This window comes from Endozoicomonas sp. ALC020 (genome assembly GCF_049275935.1).
GTDB lineage: Bacteria > Pseudomonadota > Gammaproteobacteria > Pseudomonadales > Endozoicomonadaceae > Endozoicomonas_A.
Genome location: NZ_CP184830.1, coordinates 4,154,940 through 4,171,723, shown reverse-complemented (window position 1 = coordinate 4,171,723; position 16,784 = coordinate 4,154,940). Strand labels below are relative to the sequence as shown.

Here is a 16,784-nt window from a genome sequence, read left to right as displayed (position 1 = left end):
CATGGAATCATTCGCTTCCCCAGGGAATGCTCAAGATCTGTCGCCATGACATTCTGCCAGAAGTCTGGAAACGGTAATTCAGTTCGTGACTACTGATACTGCCCCCGGCGCCCTGGGTTACCGCAGATCGACTGCCACCAGCCCCCTGATGGATAACGGGAGACGATGCATAGCCCAACCCCAGATTGACTCTTTTTATGGAAAGATCAGCGCTGGCTTGATCGCCCTGGTCCTGCTCACCCAGAACGGGGTCGGGTGATGCTGTCCCCGTCTGGTAATGCAAGCCGACCAGAGTACTGGAACCATCCACACGACAACTGTCTGCTGATGGCTTGTATTCAGTGAACAGAATCAGAGAAAACAATCGGGAAGCCGAGGTGATTGACCGCCCGGCGGGAATAACACCATCACCCTCTAAATCAAGCATCCAGCCACTCTTGGCCGCAATCACTGTCTGAAGCGCAGTAAAGCTGCTGACGGTTGAGGAGTCCACTGTAAAGGCCACATTGCCACTGTTGGTTTTTTTATTGACAGTACCATTGGTGTAGACCTGAACATCCGTCGTATTGACCAGACCTGATAAAGACACCGCATTGTAGTTTAAAGCACCGCTGCTATTTTTTGGCTCCTTGAAACCATAAAAAGACTGTGTTTGTGTGGTGCGATTGTCATTATACGTCAGTAGCCTTCCACTCCCTACATAAAGCCAATGATGACGCTTGTCTGAGGCCACAACAGGGGCGGCTGAAATCGGCTTCCCGGTATCAAGAAGTGTTGCCAGTGTTGAGTCGGCCATAGTGTTTTGCAGACGCAATCTCATAAGTTTGCCATCCAAAGTCGAAGCACCTGTTGCAACTGCTCCGAGATAAACGGCATCGTCTTTATAATCCCGATCCCAATCCACAGCTGTAATATTACCTCCGTATGCCTGAGAAACCCCTGAATCCATCGGCGCCATGCCCGACACAAAAGCTTTACTTTTCAGATCATAGACAAAGAGTTTCAGATTCTGATTACTCGACCCGTCATCCAGTGCCGTTCGTATGCCAGACTCCCCTGTACCGATGGGTCCTGATGCAAAAACCAGATACCATTCATTCGTCGTAGGTGTTTGACTCCAATCATCTTCACCCTGGCTGTCTTTGGCAGCCACACGACGTTTTACCAGAGCAGGGCGAGAAGTGGTAAAGCCCAGTTCCGGATGGGTTATTTCCGCCAGCAGTTTAGGGGGCTCCTCTGGATTAGTGATATCCAGCACTACATAGGCAGAGCGAAGTGTTTTGTTATTCCCACCCAAAGTCACCTCGTAATCACCGCCACCAAGACGCATACCCATCACCAGCACGGTTCCCCAGCCGCCGGGATAATCACTGTCATTACTGTCAAAAATGTTGGCATCGAAAGTTACAGGCTCTGCATCCATGTAGTAAACATGGGGATAGTCCGGCTCTCTCAACCACTGCAGATGAGGCAACAGATTCATGGGCGTATAAGCCCAAAGTTCAGAACCCAGTGGATGGCTGACTTCGCTGTTATCCCCCGTTGTGTTATAGCCGTATTGACTGTCATCCCAGAAGCCACCGTTAAAAGCGTGGATCATGCCGTCATTAGCCCCTACGTAAAGCATGTGCCGACGGTTTTTGTATTGGTTGTAGAAGGAGGTATAGGTGGTATCGGAATAGAGGGCATCAAACCGACTTTCCGGAGAAGACACCAGCTGTGGTGTTGAATGAATAATATCACCCAGTCGCCAGACATCATCGTCTCCGTCTTCATCGTAGTCAATGGTTCTAGGACGGGTTCCGGAGATCTCCTCACCGCGAACATAGTTGATGACATTGGCAACCTCAGAAGCTGAAACCCCCAGATAACCCTCGCTTGTGCTGAATGTATCAGGCGTCAGTGGCAGAGTTTCACCGATATCAACAACACCATCATTATCTTCATCCAGCCAGGTCAGAATATGGCGGCCACCTGAAGCGAGGGAACTGAAGGTACGCTGACTGGTGACGTTGGAGAGACTGGATAATTGATCTCTGGCATCCCAGATTGCATCCAGCTGATTCAGGGACTGAAGAGCGCCGTCGGGCGTCAGTGTTACCCCTGAATCTGAAGTGGAATATCTCTGAAGCAGCGTCTGGTTGGAGTTGGGGTCAAAAATCAACTTCACGACTTTATCGACCGTATAATCATCAAGCTTGTCATTACCATTGCTGTCTTCGCGAAGTAAACCCTTACTGTCGACAAAGAGCGCGTGAAGCATACCACCCCAGGAAATGGTCTTACCGTTGTACTCCATAACGGGTTGAAACAGCGCCTGATAGAGAACACCTGCGCCAGTCTGACTGTTCGAAAAAAGTGCCGCGTTGGTGGCGGAGGACACCCTGCTGACGATATCCTGCAACACTTGCCCCAGCTGAGCTTCTAACTGGCTGGGGTTACGAGCGAAATAATAATTGTCAGGTAAACCATCTGCGCCTATTGAGCCTGTAGTATTATTCCGGCTATCCCACTCCCGGTCGTCATCTGAAATCCCATCGCCATTTTCGTCATACCTGGGCGTACCATCGCCATCAAGATCAACAAAGCCACCGTACTTGGCCGCAAACCAGAGCGGTTTTTCAAGTAGACCTGCTGAGTTGCCGCTGGCCGTAAAGTTATTCACTTCATAATCCGTCTGCCCTTTGTAGACAAAATCGTTTTGTAATCCATCGTCGTAAGTACCAGTCATTGTGTAACTGAACCTCAGGTTCAATCCGGCATAAACACCATCTACTTGGACAGCCATTCGCACCTGGTCACTGCCAAAACTACCCACACGCAGGGTTGAATCTGAAGTGGCTGAGCACTGGGCTCCAACACAAAACTTAATGCGTGAGGAAGCGTCATAATCAAAATCATTACCCCAGAGAGAGTCCTCCCAGGTAAACAGCAAGCTGCCTTCCACGACCTCACCATCAGAGTTCAGTACTGTATTCTCTACCACTACATCAGTGAGTGTGCAGTCACTACCACTGCCAGAGAAATTCGTTCCGGAACCAAAGTTGGAGCTGGTATGACAAACCGGTTGGAAAGTGACAGGCTTACCACCCGCATTCAGGGTAAAGCTAGGCATACTCTCTGCCAATTGAACGGCATAGGTTTTGACTTTCTGCACACCATCAAGAGTAGTGTTCAAATCGGTCTGGTTGCCATAGAACGCCAATCCGGACGCCTGATAACTCCCCTCCAGCTGAGGCAACTCAGGACACAGGCCTTTGGCTTCTGACAACCCATTAAGATACTTAGCTGTACACTGTCGTGTGCTACCTGTACCTCCAACCAGATAGTTACCAGCAAAGTTATTGTTATATTCAAGCTCACCCACTTCATCGGTTTTGCTATTCACACTGGCAGTACCCGACAAGCCAGGCAAATCGGCACTACTGGAGAGTTCGTCGGAATCAAAAGAGTTCAGTCCGCTGGACAACAGGATAATTGAACAGTTGGCACAGGCGTTGGCTGAAGTGACGGGGGCAATCCAGGACTCGGTCGACAGTCCTGACACAAATTGATCATCAACACTGGTATCAAAAGCACTGCTGGGTGATGACTGACCGGCAAAGTATCTTAGAGCCTCCAGATACATTTCAGCCAGTGGATTCCCCCAGTTGCTGCAATGACGATTTGAATAAGTTGAACGCCCTGATTTAAAGGTATCAATGGAAATGCCATAAGTGCTGCAGTCGGTATATTTATTCTGACTGTAGCTGTACCTGGCAATTCTGAAGCTGTTGATGTGCTGTATGATGCCATTGACAGAGCCGTTAAAAATACCGGTAGATACATTGACCTCATCATCAGAAGACGACGAGTTACCACCAATTTTGGAGATATTTCTTCGCAGCAAGCCACCAGAAATATTCTTGTCGTAACTGCCGCTGATCAAGCCAAACCGGAGACTGCCATCTTCACCATAGCGTTGCAGCAATCCCACCGGTTTGGCGTTGCCATTAGAATACTCTCTGCAACGAACCGACGTTGATGCATCTTTACCTGCTACACAGGATTCAACCCGAACCGTTTTTTCTGCTAACTCATAGCTGCTGGAAGGACTGTTAGACGCACCCCACTGGCACTGAATCACTTCAGTAGACGCCCAGCGTGGCCATTGACCACTGGCAATACGAACCTTTGGTTCACCAAGTTCACTGGTCGCCAGATTACAAAAACTCACAGAACCACTGTAAGGAGTCAGACTGGCAAGATCACTGCCATTGTATACTTTGACAAAAGCATGAATATCTCTGGGCAAATAGGCTCTTTCCAGAACGGTCAGAGATGAGCTATCAGAAGACCGCTTACCTCCAAAGAGCACCCTTCTCAAAACATCCATTCGACTCATGGTCGCCCAATTCAGAAAATTACCACTCCATGGTGCACTTGCTGTATCACAGAAGTGACTATGGGTACCGGTTGCCAGTGCAACCGGTGAAAATCGCCCATTCGACGAACTGTACGAATAGCACCACTGACTGTCGAAGTACCCCATGTATTCGAAGTTGTCTTTATAGGTCACATCCAACTGACCATCACCATCCAGATCCGAGTAATCCGGGTAGGCTTTTTTAAACAGCTCGTGATCAACCGACATCACCAACATAACCAGAGGTTCCGAGCTTCGACTTAACAGAGGTGGCACCGATGAATAGAGATTCGATGAGGGATCTGCTGATACCAGAGTGGACCAGACTGACAAAACAGACAGGCTGTTTATCAGTATTTGCTTCATCTTCATGGCTGCACTCCTTGAGCTATAGCCTCTGCTAGTCATTTTTTTTATAAGTAGTCTGCAGCATGACCCGGGCATCTGTAGAACCACCCGTTGCCAATACGGTAATCCGGTAAAACTGCGCCCAGTCAGTAAAACTGCCCGGGTCGGGGACAGGGCCATCACTTTCCTTGGGTAGATAGCACCGGAACTCAACGATGTATTTAGCCTGAGCAGATATACCTTCCAGATTAATGACCGTCGTTCGATGTTTTGAAGAGGAAGACCAGACAGACTCATCCTCCCAGGGCCTGTCACTGCCATTTTCACAGGTTCCTGCATCGGTAATTTCAGCGCCACTGAAACAAAGCCCATTGCTGCAGCCTGAATTAAAACTGGAAAGGGAAAAAACGGTATTGGCAATGTAATTTTCAGCTTCGAGCACTGCCACTTCGGCAGAGTGAAAGGCTAATTGTTCATTTCGAAAGTTACCGGTCATTTTCTCTTCCAGACTGGTCATCCTGATCGAAGTAATACCGGCTACTGTGAGAATCAATAGCAGCACCAGACTGACCATTAAAACGCTTCCCTGTTGAGACTTCATTGTGCTTTTCATTGAGCGATCCTCACTGCGGAATTCGATTCCGCAACTCCATAGTGATCACAAAAGATCGACGTAAAAAATTATCCGAGGGTGTTATGCGGTTTCCGGCAAAAAAATAGGACTGAGGGGTGTCTGTCACCTCCTGAAAACTTCTAAACAGCATCTCCATACGCACACTGGTGACATTTTGCCAATCAAGACTGAACAACCCTATCTCTGAAGCGGTTCGATATTGATTGGCAATGCCATCGTCATCGCTGTCATAGCCATAAAGCAGACTTAAACCTTCTACACCTTCAAGAAGCGCTTCAGCTGAATTAATCGCTCCAGAGGAAGTTTCTCCGGCAAACCTGCGATAGAGATTCGGGACACCGTTACTGTCCCGGAGGTAGTAAACGACAGAAGACAGAGGAAAAACCTGTGAACCGGTATGACTCTCAGCTTTGGCGTCCGCAGCGGATGTCAGACAGTTATAGCTTCCACCCAATTGGCTGGTGCAGTTATACAAGTTGCCACTGGAAGCTGATTCGTGAGAGACCATTGAGCCACTGGTATTGGCTCCGGCACGAAAAACGGAGACCCCCTGACAGTCAGAGCGAACCGCAACCAGAAGATCTCCTGAATTAAAACTATGAGGAGCCGACAGCGTCATTCTGGCCGTTCCGGTATTGTGGCTGATGACACTCAACGCGCTTTCCTGATCAACCTTGTGAATGACAACACTCTCTGAAATAGCATTGCTGTCGACTCTGGAATTATTGGCCTGGGGAACACCCAGAATGCCCTTATCAAAGTGTGCCATCCAGATGCGGTCATCCGTGCTGGTAAATAAAGCATTGGCAAGATCCGAAGAGGGAGGGCAACCTGTAGAGCCAGCCATACGAATATCCCGCGCGATCAAATCAATGGCAAAGCGCGCATTTTCCTGAATGCGGGAGAGTTCATCCTGTAACATGTAAGTGCGATTGGCACTCAAAAAAAGGTGCCCAATACCCGCGATAAGAATCAACCCCAACAGCAGGGCGACCATCATCTCTACCAGTGATAACCCTGCCTGCTTCACCCCCTCTCTATTCATAGTGCACTCCTCAACACCACTTCACGTGCTGCCTGGGCACTATGGGAATCATTGAATTTCAGAGTGATGACATAGACACGGCCTGAGGAAGTATCTTCTATGGCAATAGAGCCTGTAGCATCGGGTAGCTGACAGGCCAGCTGGAATTTCCATTGCTGCACATCATAGGTTGCTAACTGTGACTCACTGCAGGTTGCAGATTCACAGCTATTAATAAATTCCTGAGTCGTACAGGCAGCGGCAACATGCTCTGTTTCCAAAGTGATGTAATCACTGCCCGTAGCTGCGACTGTTTTATTCGCACGAATACGATCCATCATATCGTTGACAACAATGACAGCCTGGGAGCGGAGATAAGCCAACTGGTTATGCTGGAGGCTTTTGGTTTGCAGGCCAGCCATGCCCAACACACCGACGGAGATCACCAGCAGAGCCACCATGACCTCGATCAGGCCAATACCCTTCTGATACAGCTGGTTGATCAGGTTGCGTGTACTTCCTTTCATACGCACCTCAGTAGATTTCACAGTCTATTCAGTTGCAGGTTCCCGACTCTGACACCCTTGCTCTCCCGGTGAGACTCAGAACTATCTGCCTGACTTCAAAGCCACTCGAATTGGCTTCGCACAGAGTAAATGTGCCTGCCAGCCGGGCTTGTCCATGAGGGTTAAAACCCAGCGTGTTGCCATTATTCCACTGCATGGAAATCAGATTATCCGTATCTCCAAAGACTCTGATTAACTGATCTTCCGAGTCGAGAGCACCATCAGCATCTTCATCTGCAAACACCAGCCACCCTGAGCTCCAGTTCATCAGTGAGTTATCACACCCAGACCCATTACTGGACTTGCAAATCGAAACAGGACTTCGTCGTTTAATCGCCTCACTTCGGGCCAGCAACATACTGCCGAACAGTGTCTGGGTATTAGCAGCAACACGACGATCTGCCAGTACATCTTTCATTGAGGGAGCTGCAACAGTGATAAGAATCGCAAAAACAGACAGTGTGACCAGCATTTCAGGAAGCGTCATCCCTGCCCCGCTTTTCCATTTTTGGCCCGATCCGAACACCATAATCAGTTCTCTGTTTCGATACTTTGGGAAGAAGGTTTCTCATCGTTTAACTGCACTTTAGTTGTCTCTGATCTCAAACCGTAGAAGCACTGTAAGAAACTCGGATAGCAAGATCGCTTCAACCGACCAATGGCAAAAACCGCTTGGTTTTCAGGGATAAAAGATTTCGGCAGGGGGCAAAGTGGCAGGTACTTATAACAGCTCATCCAGATGAAATACCGCTTATCGGTATCTACTGCCAACCACAAAAACATTGTGTTCAACTCGGCCATGCAGGGATCGGTACACTGCCTGCGGCTTGCGAAAAGAAGAAAAATAAATACAAGAAGAAATGCTTTTTCATGGATGTTCAGAATCCCATCAAATATTCCGGCTTTACATTAATAGAGCTGATGATCACTGTGGCAATACTGGCCATCCTTGCCAGTATTGCCTACCCCAGTTTTGATGCATCCATTCAGGACAGCAGGATTACATCTCAGACGAACCGTATTTTGGGTGCACTTCACTTGGCACGAAGTGAAGCATCTGCAAGAAATATGGCCATAACTGTCTGTGGCTCCAATGATCAAGCTACCTGCAATGACAATGATTGGTCTGATGGTTTTATTGTCCTTGAGGGAGCGAACCTTCTGCAAACCTTCACCCCTCTTGAAGGCGGAAATCAGGTCAACGTCGCCCGAGTTGACTTCGACCAGAACGGGCAACTTATCGCACCTATTCAACTGACTGTATGTGATGCCAGAGGTGCTGCCTTCTGTGGAACGATTCAGCTAAATGGTTCCGGACAAGCGAGGATACAATGACCGGGAATAAACTCACCTCAGAAATGGTACAGGGGTTCACGCTCATTGAAATTCTTGTAGCCGTTTTAGTCTTGTCTATAGGTCTTCTGGGAATGGCCAGCCTTCAATTATTGGGCAGCCAATCATCTCAGGGGGCCGCTTCCAGAACACAAGCTGCTCTTCTGGCCTATGACCTGGCAGAGAGAATGAGAAATAACAGAGACGCTGCTCTCAATGGCAGCTACGGTAATGGTCAGCTCGCCGCACCTAATGACCCTGCTTGTATCTTTCAAGGAGGAGGATGCAATCCAGACCAGCTTGCCGCACACGACATCAGAGAATGGCTGGATCACATTGTTGATGTGAACAATATAGGGCTTGATGGCAATAACTGGCAACCAACAATTGCTGGTGCCACAGCATCTCTGGCCCAGAACAATAATCAATTTACTCTAACAATCAACTGGCAGGAAACTGATAGCGGATCACAACAACTTTTACAGCGAAGCTACGAAATGGGTTTTGAAATATGAAGTCGTACAACTCAAAACAACTCGGTCTTAGCCTTGTAGAACTCATGGTGGCTATTGCCCTCAGTGCCTTATTAATGCTGGGCGTAACCCGGATGTTTGCTGACTCAGTTACCTCCAATGCAACAGAAACTGCACTTTCTCAAATCAGGGAGAGTGCTCGAATAGCTATGGATATGATTAAGCGCGACATTAGAATGGCTGGATATCAGGGAGACTGTGCCCCATCCACTATGACCTCGATGAATAACTCTGTGCTTAATTTTGCAAATCAGGCATTAGGTGGCACTGAAGGAAATGGCACAAACAATGATACTTTAATGATGTTTACAGCATCAGAAGAGTTTTCCGATACCGATGTCAGCAGTTTTTTTTCTGCAGGTAGTATTACTCTGGAGAACTCTGTGACATACGATGCCAATGATATCTTCCTTGTTTCAGACTGCCAGAACGTTGCCATATTTACTCCTAATGCTGGTGCTGCAAACACTACTCAAATTACACCACAACAAAATATCGATACTAGTGACATGGTTCTCCTGTCCACGTGCACTCCTGATAGCACGTGCAATCAGAGTCATCCATTATTCAGAGTAGGGAGTATGGTTGCAGGTGTGCCCCAAGGTCTCATATACGACATCAACGGAACGACACTTCGCCGTGATGGCGTCAATATGGTTGACGGCATCGAGAACATGCAAGTTCTATATGGCGTCATAGATAATGGTGGCCTGAGATACTGTGATATAAGCGACTTTGGTAACACAGCGGGTGACTGCCAATGGCAAAACCTCAGAAAGGTTAGAATCAGTCTAATTGCCGTCTCAAGAGCAGCTGTACTTCCTCAGGCAACTCAACAAACTTTCCCTATTCTGAACACGGCTGCCGCAAACAATCAATTTGTTGCTAATGACCGTTTCCTCAGGAGAGTTTTTACAACAACAATCAACTTAAGAAATCGGGGATAATCAGAAATGAAAACAAGGGCCCCCTATAAATCTGAAAGAGGTGCAATTCTATTCATCTCTTTGATAATTTTGCTATTGGTTACCGTAATTGCAATCGGATCAGTACGTTACTCCACTCTGGATCAGCGCATCTCTCTGACTGTTCAACAAAAAAACTCAACGTTTCAAGCTGCTGAAAGTAGCTTAAGCCAGAATGAAAACGATATGGATCTCAAATTTGCCGTTGATCAGGCTGGAGAAGGTGGATACACACAAACCTTCATATTTACTGACGCCTCTGGCTCCCAGGTTGCAGCTCAGGCAACCACCACCCGGGTAGGTATCGTTCAGGGACAAGGCTTACGTTCTGATGGTCTTAAGCTCTACCGCTTTCGAACTGTCAGCAATGCAAACATGAATAATGCGAATACAGTCACAGAACTTGAGGCTGGTTTTATTAAAGCGATATTGGAGTAACAGGAACAGCCTCCATGAAATTGAAGTCCATTAATATAACTTTACTCACTTCCCTTTTACTCACCACCAGTACTGCAACATGGAGTGACGATACAGACATATTCCTGAGCAATCCAAACTATGATAGTTCAATCAAGCCTAATGTACTTTTTATCCTTGATAACTCAGGTTCGATGGATTGGTCACTCACAGATAACTATGATGCAGGCTATGGAGAAGACTCTCGCCTTGATGTTCTTAAGCAGTCATTTGGTGACATTATGGCAAATGCATCTGACATCAATGCTGGTTTAATGAAACTTCACGCCCGATCAGGAGAGTCAAGCCGACTCACTTTTCCTGTTACGGATATTGATGCCCTTTATGGCTCAGATATTATTCTGGCTGGAACACCTGAGCTTTTAGAATCAACCGATGATGCTACTGAAGATCTCACGACGGGCGCGGTAACTACATCTTCCAACACTCTCACACTAGGTGTTGTGAGCAGTTCAGCTATAAATAGTCAAGAGCGAACTTATCAGCTTCAAAACTATTATGACAGTCCTGAAGGGCTCAGTTCAGATGGTTCAATTTGGTATAACACATCATACTATTCATTTTATAGCACTCAGTTGAATGGGCTGTATTTCAGAAATCTCGAAATACCCTTTAATGCCATTATCGAAGAGGCTCATATTAAATTTCGCAGCACGTATGATACCGATGAGTTTGTGGAAATTAAAATTGATGCAGAGCTGGCGAAAAACCCGCAATCAATGGGACCGGATCAAAGTAATTTTGGAAATAGGCCTCGAACTTCTGCCAGCCATGTTTGGGAACCTGATGACTGGTTAAGTAACACCAACGGAGTAACTGACGATATATCAAGTGTTATACAATCGATTCTGAACGATGCATCGCTCAATTGGACGGCTGGTGAGAAGCTGAACAATCTGGCTCTTTTCATGGAAGTTATTGGTGGAACACCCAATGATCGTCATATATTCAAAGAACAATCCGATGGGAGCTATAAAAGCTACGCCCCCAAACTGTTCATAAAATACTCTGTACCGGAAAGTACTGTTGAAAAATTAACAGGAGTTCGCTTCCAGTCAGTAGGGATCCCCAGCGGCTCAACAATAAACAGTGCAAAAATAGAGTTTACATCCACTGAAAACAGTTCTGAGCCTATATCTTTTAATGTCTTCGCAGGAAAACCAACAGGCAACCACAATAATTCATTTTCTCAAAATAATCAGAACCTCAGCAGCAGGGAAAAATACGGACCTATAACCTGGACTCCCGGAAGCTGGTCCGCAGGAACTTCCGAAGATCCAAGTGTTCATGAGGTTGATGTAGCAAGCCTACTTCAAGAGGTTGTTAATGATAGTAACTGGTGTGGAAATGACAGCAGCACCTTCTATATTAGCAAGGGTTCTGGAAGTGGTAACCGAACTGCCTACAGCATTGACAGGAACAATGCTAAAAAGCCTCGCCTCGTTGTTCAATACACTCCACCCGCAAACGGATCGGGTTGCATAACCTCTATCATTAACACGCGCATTAATGGTTCAGATCAGGATGCTTATGAGTGGAACTCTGATGGAGGTATCTATTTATATAACAATGAGATTCGCATGGGTGGTAATTCAAGCACCTATTCTACAGGCGGTCTTCATTACCCAAGATTACCCCTGAAGAAAAATGCCACCATTTTAGAAGCCTATCTTGAATTGACCTCACATAATAATAATTCAGGGAACATGTCAATCCGTATTCAGGCAGAGGATCGGGATACTTCGTCAGCATTTGTCAGTGGCTACAGAAATATCAGCTATCGCAGCGGCTTAACCTCTGCATCTGTTGACTGGTCAATTCAGGAAAACTGGATTACTGGCATCACTTATCGCTCACCGGACATAAAAGATGTTATCACTGAAGTCATCAGCAGAAATGGCTGGCAGGCTGGCAATAATCTGACACTGATCCTCAAGGCCACCGGGGGTGAGCGTTATGCAAAGAGTTACGATAATAGTCCATCATCTTCCCCTCGACTGATAGTTAAAGTCGCAGACGGTGGTATCGACACAAGTGCAGGCTATAGAGTTAAAGATCATCTCGTATCTCTTGTTGACAATATGTCGGCTGGTGGAGGCACCCCCATTGTTCCGAGTATGTACAATGCAGCCAATTACTACACAAGCATTTTTCGAGGAAACCAAACTCCCATAGTTAACTCTTGCCAATCCAACCATCTTGTATTGTTGACTGATGGACAAGCGAACAGCAATACCTCTACAGCAATAGATGGCATTGCCAGCTTGATCGGCCAGACCTGTTCAGGAGATGCCTACAATGATGGTGAAAAGTGTGGCAGATCCCTTGCAAACTGGATGGCTACAAACGACCTGGTTGATACCGTTGAGTCTGTCAATACAGTAACCACCCACACAATCGCTTTTGCAACACAAGCTGATCAGAATGCCAAACAGTTCATGCAGAATTTGGCCTATCAGGGAAGAGACAGAACGAAGCCCGATAGCGAAGTAGGCTACTATGAGGCAAAAAACGCTCAGGATCTGGCAAATGCTTTCAACGATATTGTTAACGGCATTCTTGACAAGGAAAGTACTTTTGCAGCGCCTGGTGTTGCTGCAAACTCATTCAACCAATCCCGGCACCTGAACAAGATTTTCTACAGCGTCTTCAAGCCCTCTCTCACCGATCGCTGGATAGGAAACCTTAAAAAGTACCAGTTGCTCACTGACAATAATGACTCCACAGAAATTTATGACGGTAGCACCCCCCCTCTACCGGCTATAGATCAGGAAACAGGTTTCTTTAATGATGCCTCCAAGAGTTTTTGGAGTGCCACGCAGGATGGCAAAAATGTTGATGAAGGTGGTGCAGCCAGTCGCTTCAATGGTGCAGACAACCGTAAGATATTTACCTACATTGGTCAAAACCCAGCGGGCAGTTCTGTATCTATTGCGGCTGATAATCAACAATTGAAAATTACAAACTCAAATCTGACACCTGACCTCTTTGGCCTGGATAATGCTGATGTTGCCAGGAAGAATGAATTAATAAATTGGGTAAGAAATCCTAACACCTGGATGGGAGATCCCCTCCACTCTACACCAGCATTAGCAAACTACCGGTGTCGTAACCAAACCGTAGACAACCTCTACAGTTGTAGTGAAGATAACCTGGAGCTTGCCCTGTTTATTGGCAGCAATGATGGAATGTTCCATGCATTCAACACCACCCCTACATCCGGCCAAGAGCAAAACATGGAATACTTCTCGTTTATTCCACAAGAATTATTGCCAATCCTGGACACTCTCGAAGAAAACAACACAACAAGCCGTATACCAGGACAGCAGGGCCGCCCCTATGGTTTGGATGGTGACATTACCTTATGGACCAACGATGTAAATGGTAATGGTGTGATCTATGGTGGTGCAGACACTATGGACTACGACAATGACAGCGATACCCTGTTAATACCCAGTGACACTCTAAACCCGAATGAGTTCGTATATGCCTATGTAGGCATGCGTCGCGGAGGACGAAACTATTATGCATTGGATGTCACAGATTTAAGCACTCCTGAAATGCTTTGGTTCATTCGTGGAGGTGAAGGTAATTTCAGTCGACTTGGACAAACCTGGTCGAAGCCAATTAAAGCAAAAATAAGAATAGGTAAGTCGGTCGACAGCTCAATAGATAACAAAGTAAGCAGCAACCTTACTGAAGCCATTGATGTACTTGTCTTTTCAGGAGGCTACGACAACAGTCAGGATGCCTCTTCAATATACAGGACAGACACCATGGGTAATGCAATATATATTGTTGATGCAAGTACTGGAGAACTCCTTTGGCACGCAAGCCCAGATAATACTGCCTCACTTAAGCTGAATAAGATGCAATACAGCATCCCTGGCGGAGTCAGCCTGGCCGATCTCCAAGGTGATGGATTCCCGGATCAGATTCTGTTCGGAGATACCGGAGGCCAGCTTTGGCGATTATACCTGAATCAGTGTATACCCATTTCAAACGCTAACGGAGAGTACAGCAACGATCACTGTGCTGTTACTTCAAGAAGTGAATTGGGTAATCTAGTCTGGCCAAGTGACTCGGATGGTAATGGAACCTGGGATTCCGACGACGGGGTTATGGCTTACATCGGTTATCCAACAGCTCAAAATACTTCTCAGAGCACACAAGCAGAGAACGCGCGCAAATTCTATACCCGTCCCGACATTACAACCTTCGGAAAAAACGGACGCCTTAATATAGGCATTGCCATAGGTAGTGGAAAACGCTCTGACCCTTTGGGAAGAATTAACCAGCACACCGAAGATCGCTTTTTCTTCATTACCAGTGAGGAGTTATACAACCCAAGTTTTAGCTCTGACAGCAGCGACGACAACTATAAGTCCAAGCGATCCGTACCGAAGCATACAATGTATAACGTGAACAATAACGACCTGATAGAAATCAGTTATTCACAAAACAGTGACGGTGATTACGTAACATCAGTACCAACAGGCTCTGATACCCTTCAGAAAGGCTGGTATCTCAGTATGTCGACGATTCCTGGCTTGCATGAAAAAGTTCTGAGTGATCCGACTATTTATAACAGTGAAATTTATTTCAGCAGTTTTACACCAGAGGCGGATGCAACCAACACTTGTTCAGCAGTTACTGGTCGGAGCTGGGCATGGAAAACAAGCCTGGACGGGCAGGTTATTGATCGCGATCGGATTAATACCAATGGTATTGTCGATGCCAGCGTGTTCATTCGGCTTGCAAAAGACGAGGGTTCTGATTCAGAACCTTCACCTCAGCCGGATGGAGGAACTCCTCCGCCCGGAGGTGGTACAAATCCAACTCCAGATGGCGAAAACCCATCTCCAGATGGCGAAACCCCAGATCCAGATGGTGAAGAAAACCCATCTTCAGGAAACGACTCTACATGCTTGATGTTTAATGGTACAGATGGAGAAGAAGTAGCTTGTCCAAACTTTGAAGGCAGTAGCTACTGGAGACAGGTTCGATAGCCATGAAAGATATAAGAACAACAGAAAAAGGCTTTACACTGATAGAGATGATGATTGTTATAGCAATCATTGGAATACTGGCTGCTGTAGCAATTCCTGCCTATAACCAACAGGTACAGGATACGGCTACAGCGGATGCACGTGCCTCACTCACGGGATTGGCGAATGCGATGGAAAGGCAAAGAGCTCAAACAGGTTCTTATTTAGGAGCTTCTGCAGCTGATGGCGATGGCGATAATGACAACGGTGCACCAAGCATTTTTGCCACCCAAAGCCCGGAAACCGGCAACCCGAACTTCAACCTTACCATTGCTGTTCCAGCGGGTGGAGTGACTTACACTTTAACTGCAACGGCTACCGGTGCTTCAGGTATAACTGCAGGAGATACTATAACCCTGACCTCGCTAGGACAGCGAGGAGGGACAGGTACACTCGTAAACGTCTGGAACTAGCCTCGAACAAGCCCTCTAAACCTGAGGGCTCCATTCCAAAAAAACCAATCACCCCACAAAAATCTCAGCCACCATAACATGACTCCCCCCCGGTTCCAGCCCAACAGAAACCTGGGGCAACGTTATCGTTTCCACACAAACCATAGACTTATAATCAAAAGTAGGCACATCATGCATTTTTTCTGCCCGAACAGGTCCCGGGTTCCAGACGACTGTGCCGTTGCTGCCGGATTTTTTGATGGTGATTTTTCTTCCCAAACCAGGATCGTGAAGGATGCAGGCTTCGCTATCATCAATATAGGTTCTGTCGACTTCACCCTGAATGATCACATCCCCTTCCTGAATGCAGGCTCTGCTGTCGTCGGTCTCATCCAGGTAACGCTTGCCATCCAGTCCTTCAATCCAGATCAGGTCCGTGTTTGATACGGTGAAATAAGTATGCAACGCCTGACTGATTTCAACTTTTCCTGCTCCGGTGTTTCTCGAGGTCAGACTGATTCTTAGTGTTTTGCCAACAATAATCTCTATAGTCAGGCCTGCTTTACCATCCCATTCCGGGATACTGTCAATCGGTAATGACAAAACAACTCGAGTCTCGCCAGTCTCCAGCGTGTCAGTCAACTCAAATTTCCAAAGCTCTGTACGGGCAAAACCGTGATTGGGGCCTCCTTCCTGTCGAGGACCAAACCATGGCCAGCAAATGGGCACGCCACCACGAATCGCTTTTCCCTCAACTATATCCGCTAGCGGGCTCATCCAGAGGACCTTCTCCTGACCTTTTGGCTGATAACTTAAAACCTGCCCTCCCTGCAGGGAGATCATGGCTTTGGCAAAAGGATTGTCGATTTCAAGAACAGGCACAGCGCCTATCATTCTGGGTTTGAAAGCAGAATTCGTTTGAAAAGTCATAGCGAAACTTCCTGAGTTGTAACATCAGAATAACAGACCCACATTTCTGTGACATGATCAGGCACCTCATCGACACATGCATTTACATCTATACCTGCAGATACACTGATAGCAGGGTATGCGGTCAGTC

The 16,784-nt window shown here is 46.9% G+C and carries 12 protein-coding genes and 1 pseudogene; 7 read left to right on the top strand and 6 right to left on the bottom strand.

Annotated features, from left to right (window positions below):
- Positions 1 to 7: 7 nt before the first annotated feature.
- The 5 genes from ACOJUO_RS15640 to ACOJUO_RS15620 are packed head-to-tail and all read right to left on the bottom strand — an operon-like array spanning position 8 to position 7,506.
- Complete coding sequence (locus tag ACOJUO_RS15640) at positions 8 to 4,777, bottom strand: pilus assembly protein (protein ID WP_422137455.1); 4,770 nt, start codon at positions 4,775 to 4,777, stop codon at positions 8 to 10.
- A 28-nt stretch (positions 4,778 to 4,805) separates the two neighbouring features.
- Positions 4,806 to 5,366 carry a pilus assembly PilX family protein gene (locus tag ACOJUO_RS15635; RefSeq protein ID WP_422132950.1) on the bottom strand — a complete coding sequence of 187 codons (561 nt, stop codon included), beginning with the start codon at positions 5,364 to 5,366 and terminating at the stop codon, positions 4,806 to 4,808.
- Positions 5,367 to 5,376: 10 nt separating this feature from the next.
- Positions 5,377 to 6,432, bottom strand: coding sequence for a PilW family protein (locus ACOJUO_RS15630; protein WP_422132949.1), 1,056 nt, complete (start codon positions 6,430 to 6,432; stop codon positions 5,377 to 5,379).
- A complete protein-coding gene (gene pilV / locus ACOJUO_RS15625) occupies positions 6,429 to 6,938 on the bottom strand; it encodes a type IV pilus modification protein PilV (RefSeq protein WP_422132948.1) in 510 nt (169 codons plus the stop codon). Before pilV (ACOJUO_RS15625) ends, ACOJUO_RS15630 begins: the two co-directional genes overlap by 4 nt.
- Positions 6,939 to 6,966: 28 nt before the next feature.
- On the bottom strand, positions 6,967 to 7,506 hold the full coding sequence (locus ACOJUO_RS15620) for a GspH/FimT family pseudopilin (RefSeq protein ID WP_422132947.1): 540 nt from the start codon (positions 7,504 to 7,506) through the stop codon (positions 6,967 to 6,969).
- 341 nt (positions 7,507 to 7,847) lie between these two features.
- Here ACOJUO_RS15620 and ACOJUO_RS15615 point away from each other — a divergent pair, with 341 nt between their 5' ends.
- The 7 genes and pseudogenes from ACOJUO_RS15615 to ACOJUO_RS15585 all read left to right on the top strand — a co-directional run bounded on the left by ACOJUO_RS15615 (position 7,848) and on the right by ACOJUO_RS15585 (position 15,745).
- Positions 7,848 to 8,312 carry a GspH/FimT family pseudopilin gene (locus tag ACOJUO_RS15615; protein WP_422137454.1) on the top strand — a complete coding sequence of 155 codons (465 nt, stop codon included), beginning with the start codon at positions 7,848 to 7,850 and terminating at the stop codon, positions 8,310 to 8,312.
- Positions 8,309 to 8,824, top strand: a complete 516-nt coding sequence (gene pilV / locus ACOJUO_RS15610) for a type IV pilus modification protein PilV (RefSeq protein ID WP_422137453.1) — start codon at positions 8,309 to 8,311, stop codon at positions 8,822 to 8,824. Before ACOJUO_RS15615 ends, pilV (ACOJUO_RS15610) begins: the two co-directional genes overlap by 4 nt.
- Positions 8,821 to 9,789: a PilW family protein gene (locus ACOJUO_RS15605; protein WP_422137452.1), complete on the top strand. Its 969-nt coding sequence runs from the start codon at positions 8,821 to 8,823 to the stop codon at positions 9,787 to 9,789. Before pilV (ACOJUO_RS15610) ends, ACOJUO_RS15605 begins: the two co-directional genes overlap by 4 nt.
- Before the next feature lie 6 nt (positions 9,790 to 9,795).
- Positions 9,796 to 9,963 (top strand): annotated as a pseudogene (locus ACOJUO_RS15600) (PilX N-terminal domain-containing pilus assembly protein); the annotation flags it as partial.
- A 30-nt stretch (positions 9,964 to 9,993) separates the two neighbouring features.
- Positions 9,994 to 10,245: a hypothetical protein gene (locus ACOJUO_RS15595; RefSeq protein WP_422140105.1), complete on the top strand. Its 252-nt coding sequence runs from the start codon at positions 9,994 to 9,996 to the stop codon at positions 10,243 to 10,245.
- Between the two features lie 14 nt (positions 10,246 to 10,259).
- A complete protein-coding gene (locus ACOJUO_RS15590) occupies positions 10,260 to 15,293 on the top strand; it encodes a pilus assembly protein (protein WP_422137451.1) in 5,034 nt (1,677 codons plus the stop codon).
- A gap of 2 nt (positions 15,294 to 15,295) precedes the next feature.
- Positions 15,296 to 15,745 carry a type IV pilin protein gene (locus tag ACOJUO_RS15585; protein WP_422137450.1) on the top strand — a complete coding sequence of 150 codons (450 nt, stop codon included), beginning with the start codon at positions 15,296 to 15,298 and terminating at the stop codon, positions 15,743 to 15,745.
- A 48-nt stretch (positions 15,746 to 15,793) separates the two neighbouring features.
- Here ACOJUO_RS15585 and ACOJUO_RS15580 read toward each other — a convergent pair whose 3' ends face one another.
- Complete coding sequence (locus ACOJUO_RS15580; protein ID WP_422137449.1) at positions 15,794 to 16,654, bottom strand: D-hexose-6-phosphate mutarotase; 861 nt, start codon at positions 16,652 to 16,654, stop codon at positions 15,794 to 15,796.
- Between the last annotated feature and the right edge of the window lie 130 nt (positions 16,655 to 16,784).

What these genes read in the sequence shown, in the direction of transcription:
- ACOJUO_RS15580 (WP_422137449.1), bottom strand. Translation starts at nt 16,654, where the DNA reads ATGACTTTTCAAACGAATTCTGCTTTCAAACCCAGAATGATAGGCGCT.
- ACOJUO_RS15630 (WP_422132949.1), bottom strand. Translation starts at nt 6,432, where the DNA reads ATGAATAGAGAGGGGGTGAAGCAGGCAGGGTTATCACTGGTAGAGATG.
- ACOJUO_RS15620 (WP_422132947.1), bottom strand. Translation starts at nt 7,506, where the DNA reads ATGGTGTTCGGATCGGGCCAAAAATGGAAAAGCGGGGCAGGGATGACG.
- ACOJUO_RS15595 (WP_422140105.1), top strand. Translation starts at nt 9,994, where the DNA reads ATGGATCTCAAATTTGCCGTTGATCAGGCTGGAGAAGGTGGATACACA.
- pilV (WP_422132948.1), bottom strand. Translation starts at nt 6,938, where the DNA reads ATGAAAGGAAGTACACGCAACCTGATCAACCAGCTGTATCAGAAGGGT.
- ACOJUO_RS15605 (WP_422137452.1), top strand. Translation starts at nt 8,821, where the DNA reads ATGAAGTCGTACAACTCAAAACAACTCGGTCTTAGCCTTGTAGAACTC.
- ACOJUO_RS15590 (WP_422137451.1), top strand. Translation starts at nt 10,260, where the DNA reads ATGAAATTGAAGTCCATTAATATAACTTTACTCACTTCCCTTTTACTC.
- ACOJUO_RS15585 (WP_422137450.1), top strand. Translation starts at nt 15,296, where the DNA reads ATGAAAGATATAAGAACAACAGAAAAAGGCTTTACACTGATAGAGATG.
- ACOJUO_RS15615 (WP_422137454.1), top strand. Translation starts at nt 7,848, where the DNA reads ATGGATGTTCAGAATCCCATCAAATATTCCGGCTTTACATTAATAGAG.
- ACOJUO_RS15635 (WP_422132950.1), bottom strand. Translation starts at nt 5,366, where the DNA reads ATGAAAAGCACAATGAAGTCTCAACAGGGAAGCGTTTTAATGGTCAGT.
- ACOJUO_RS15640 (WP_422137455.1), bottom strand. Translation starts at nt 4,777, where the DNA reads ATGAAGATGAAGCAAATACTGATAAACAGCCTGTCTGTTTTGTCAGTC.
- pilV (WP_422137453.1), top strand. Translation starts at nt 8,309, where the DNA reads ATGACCGGGAATAAACTCACCTCAGAAATGGTACAGGGGTTCACGCTC.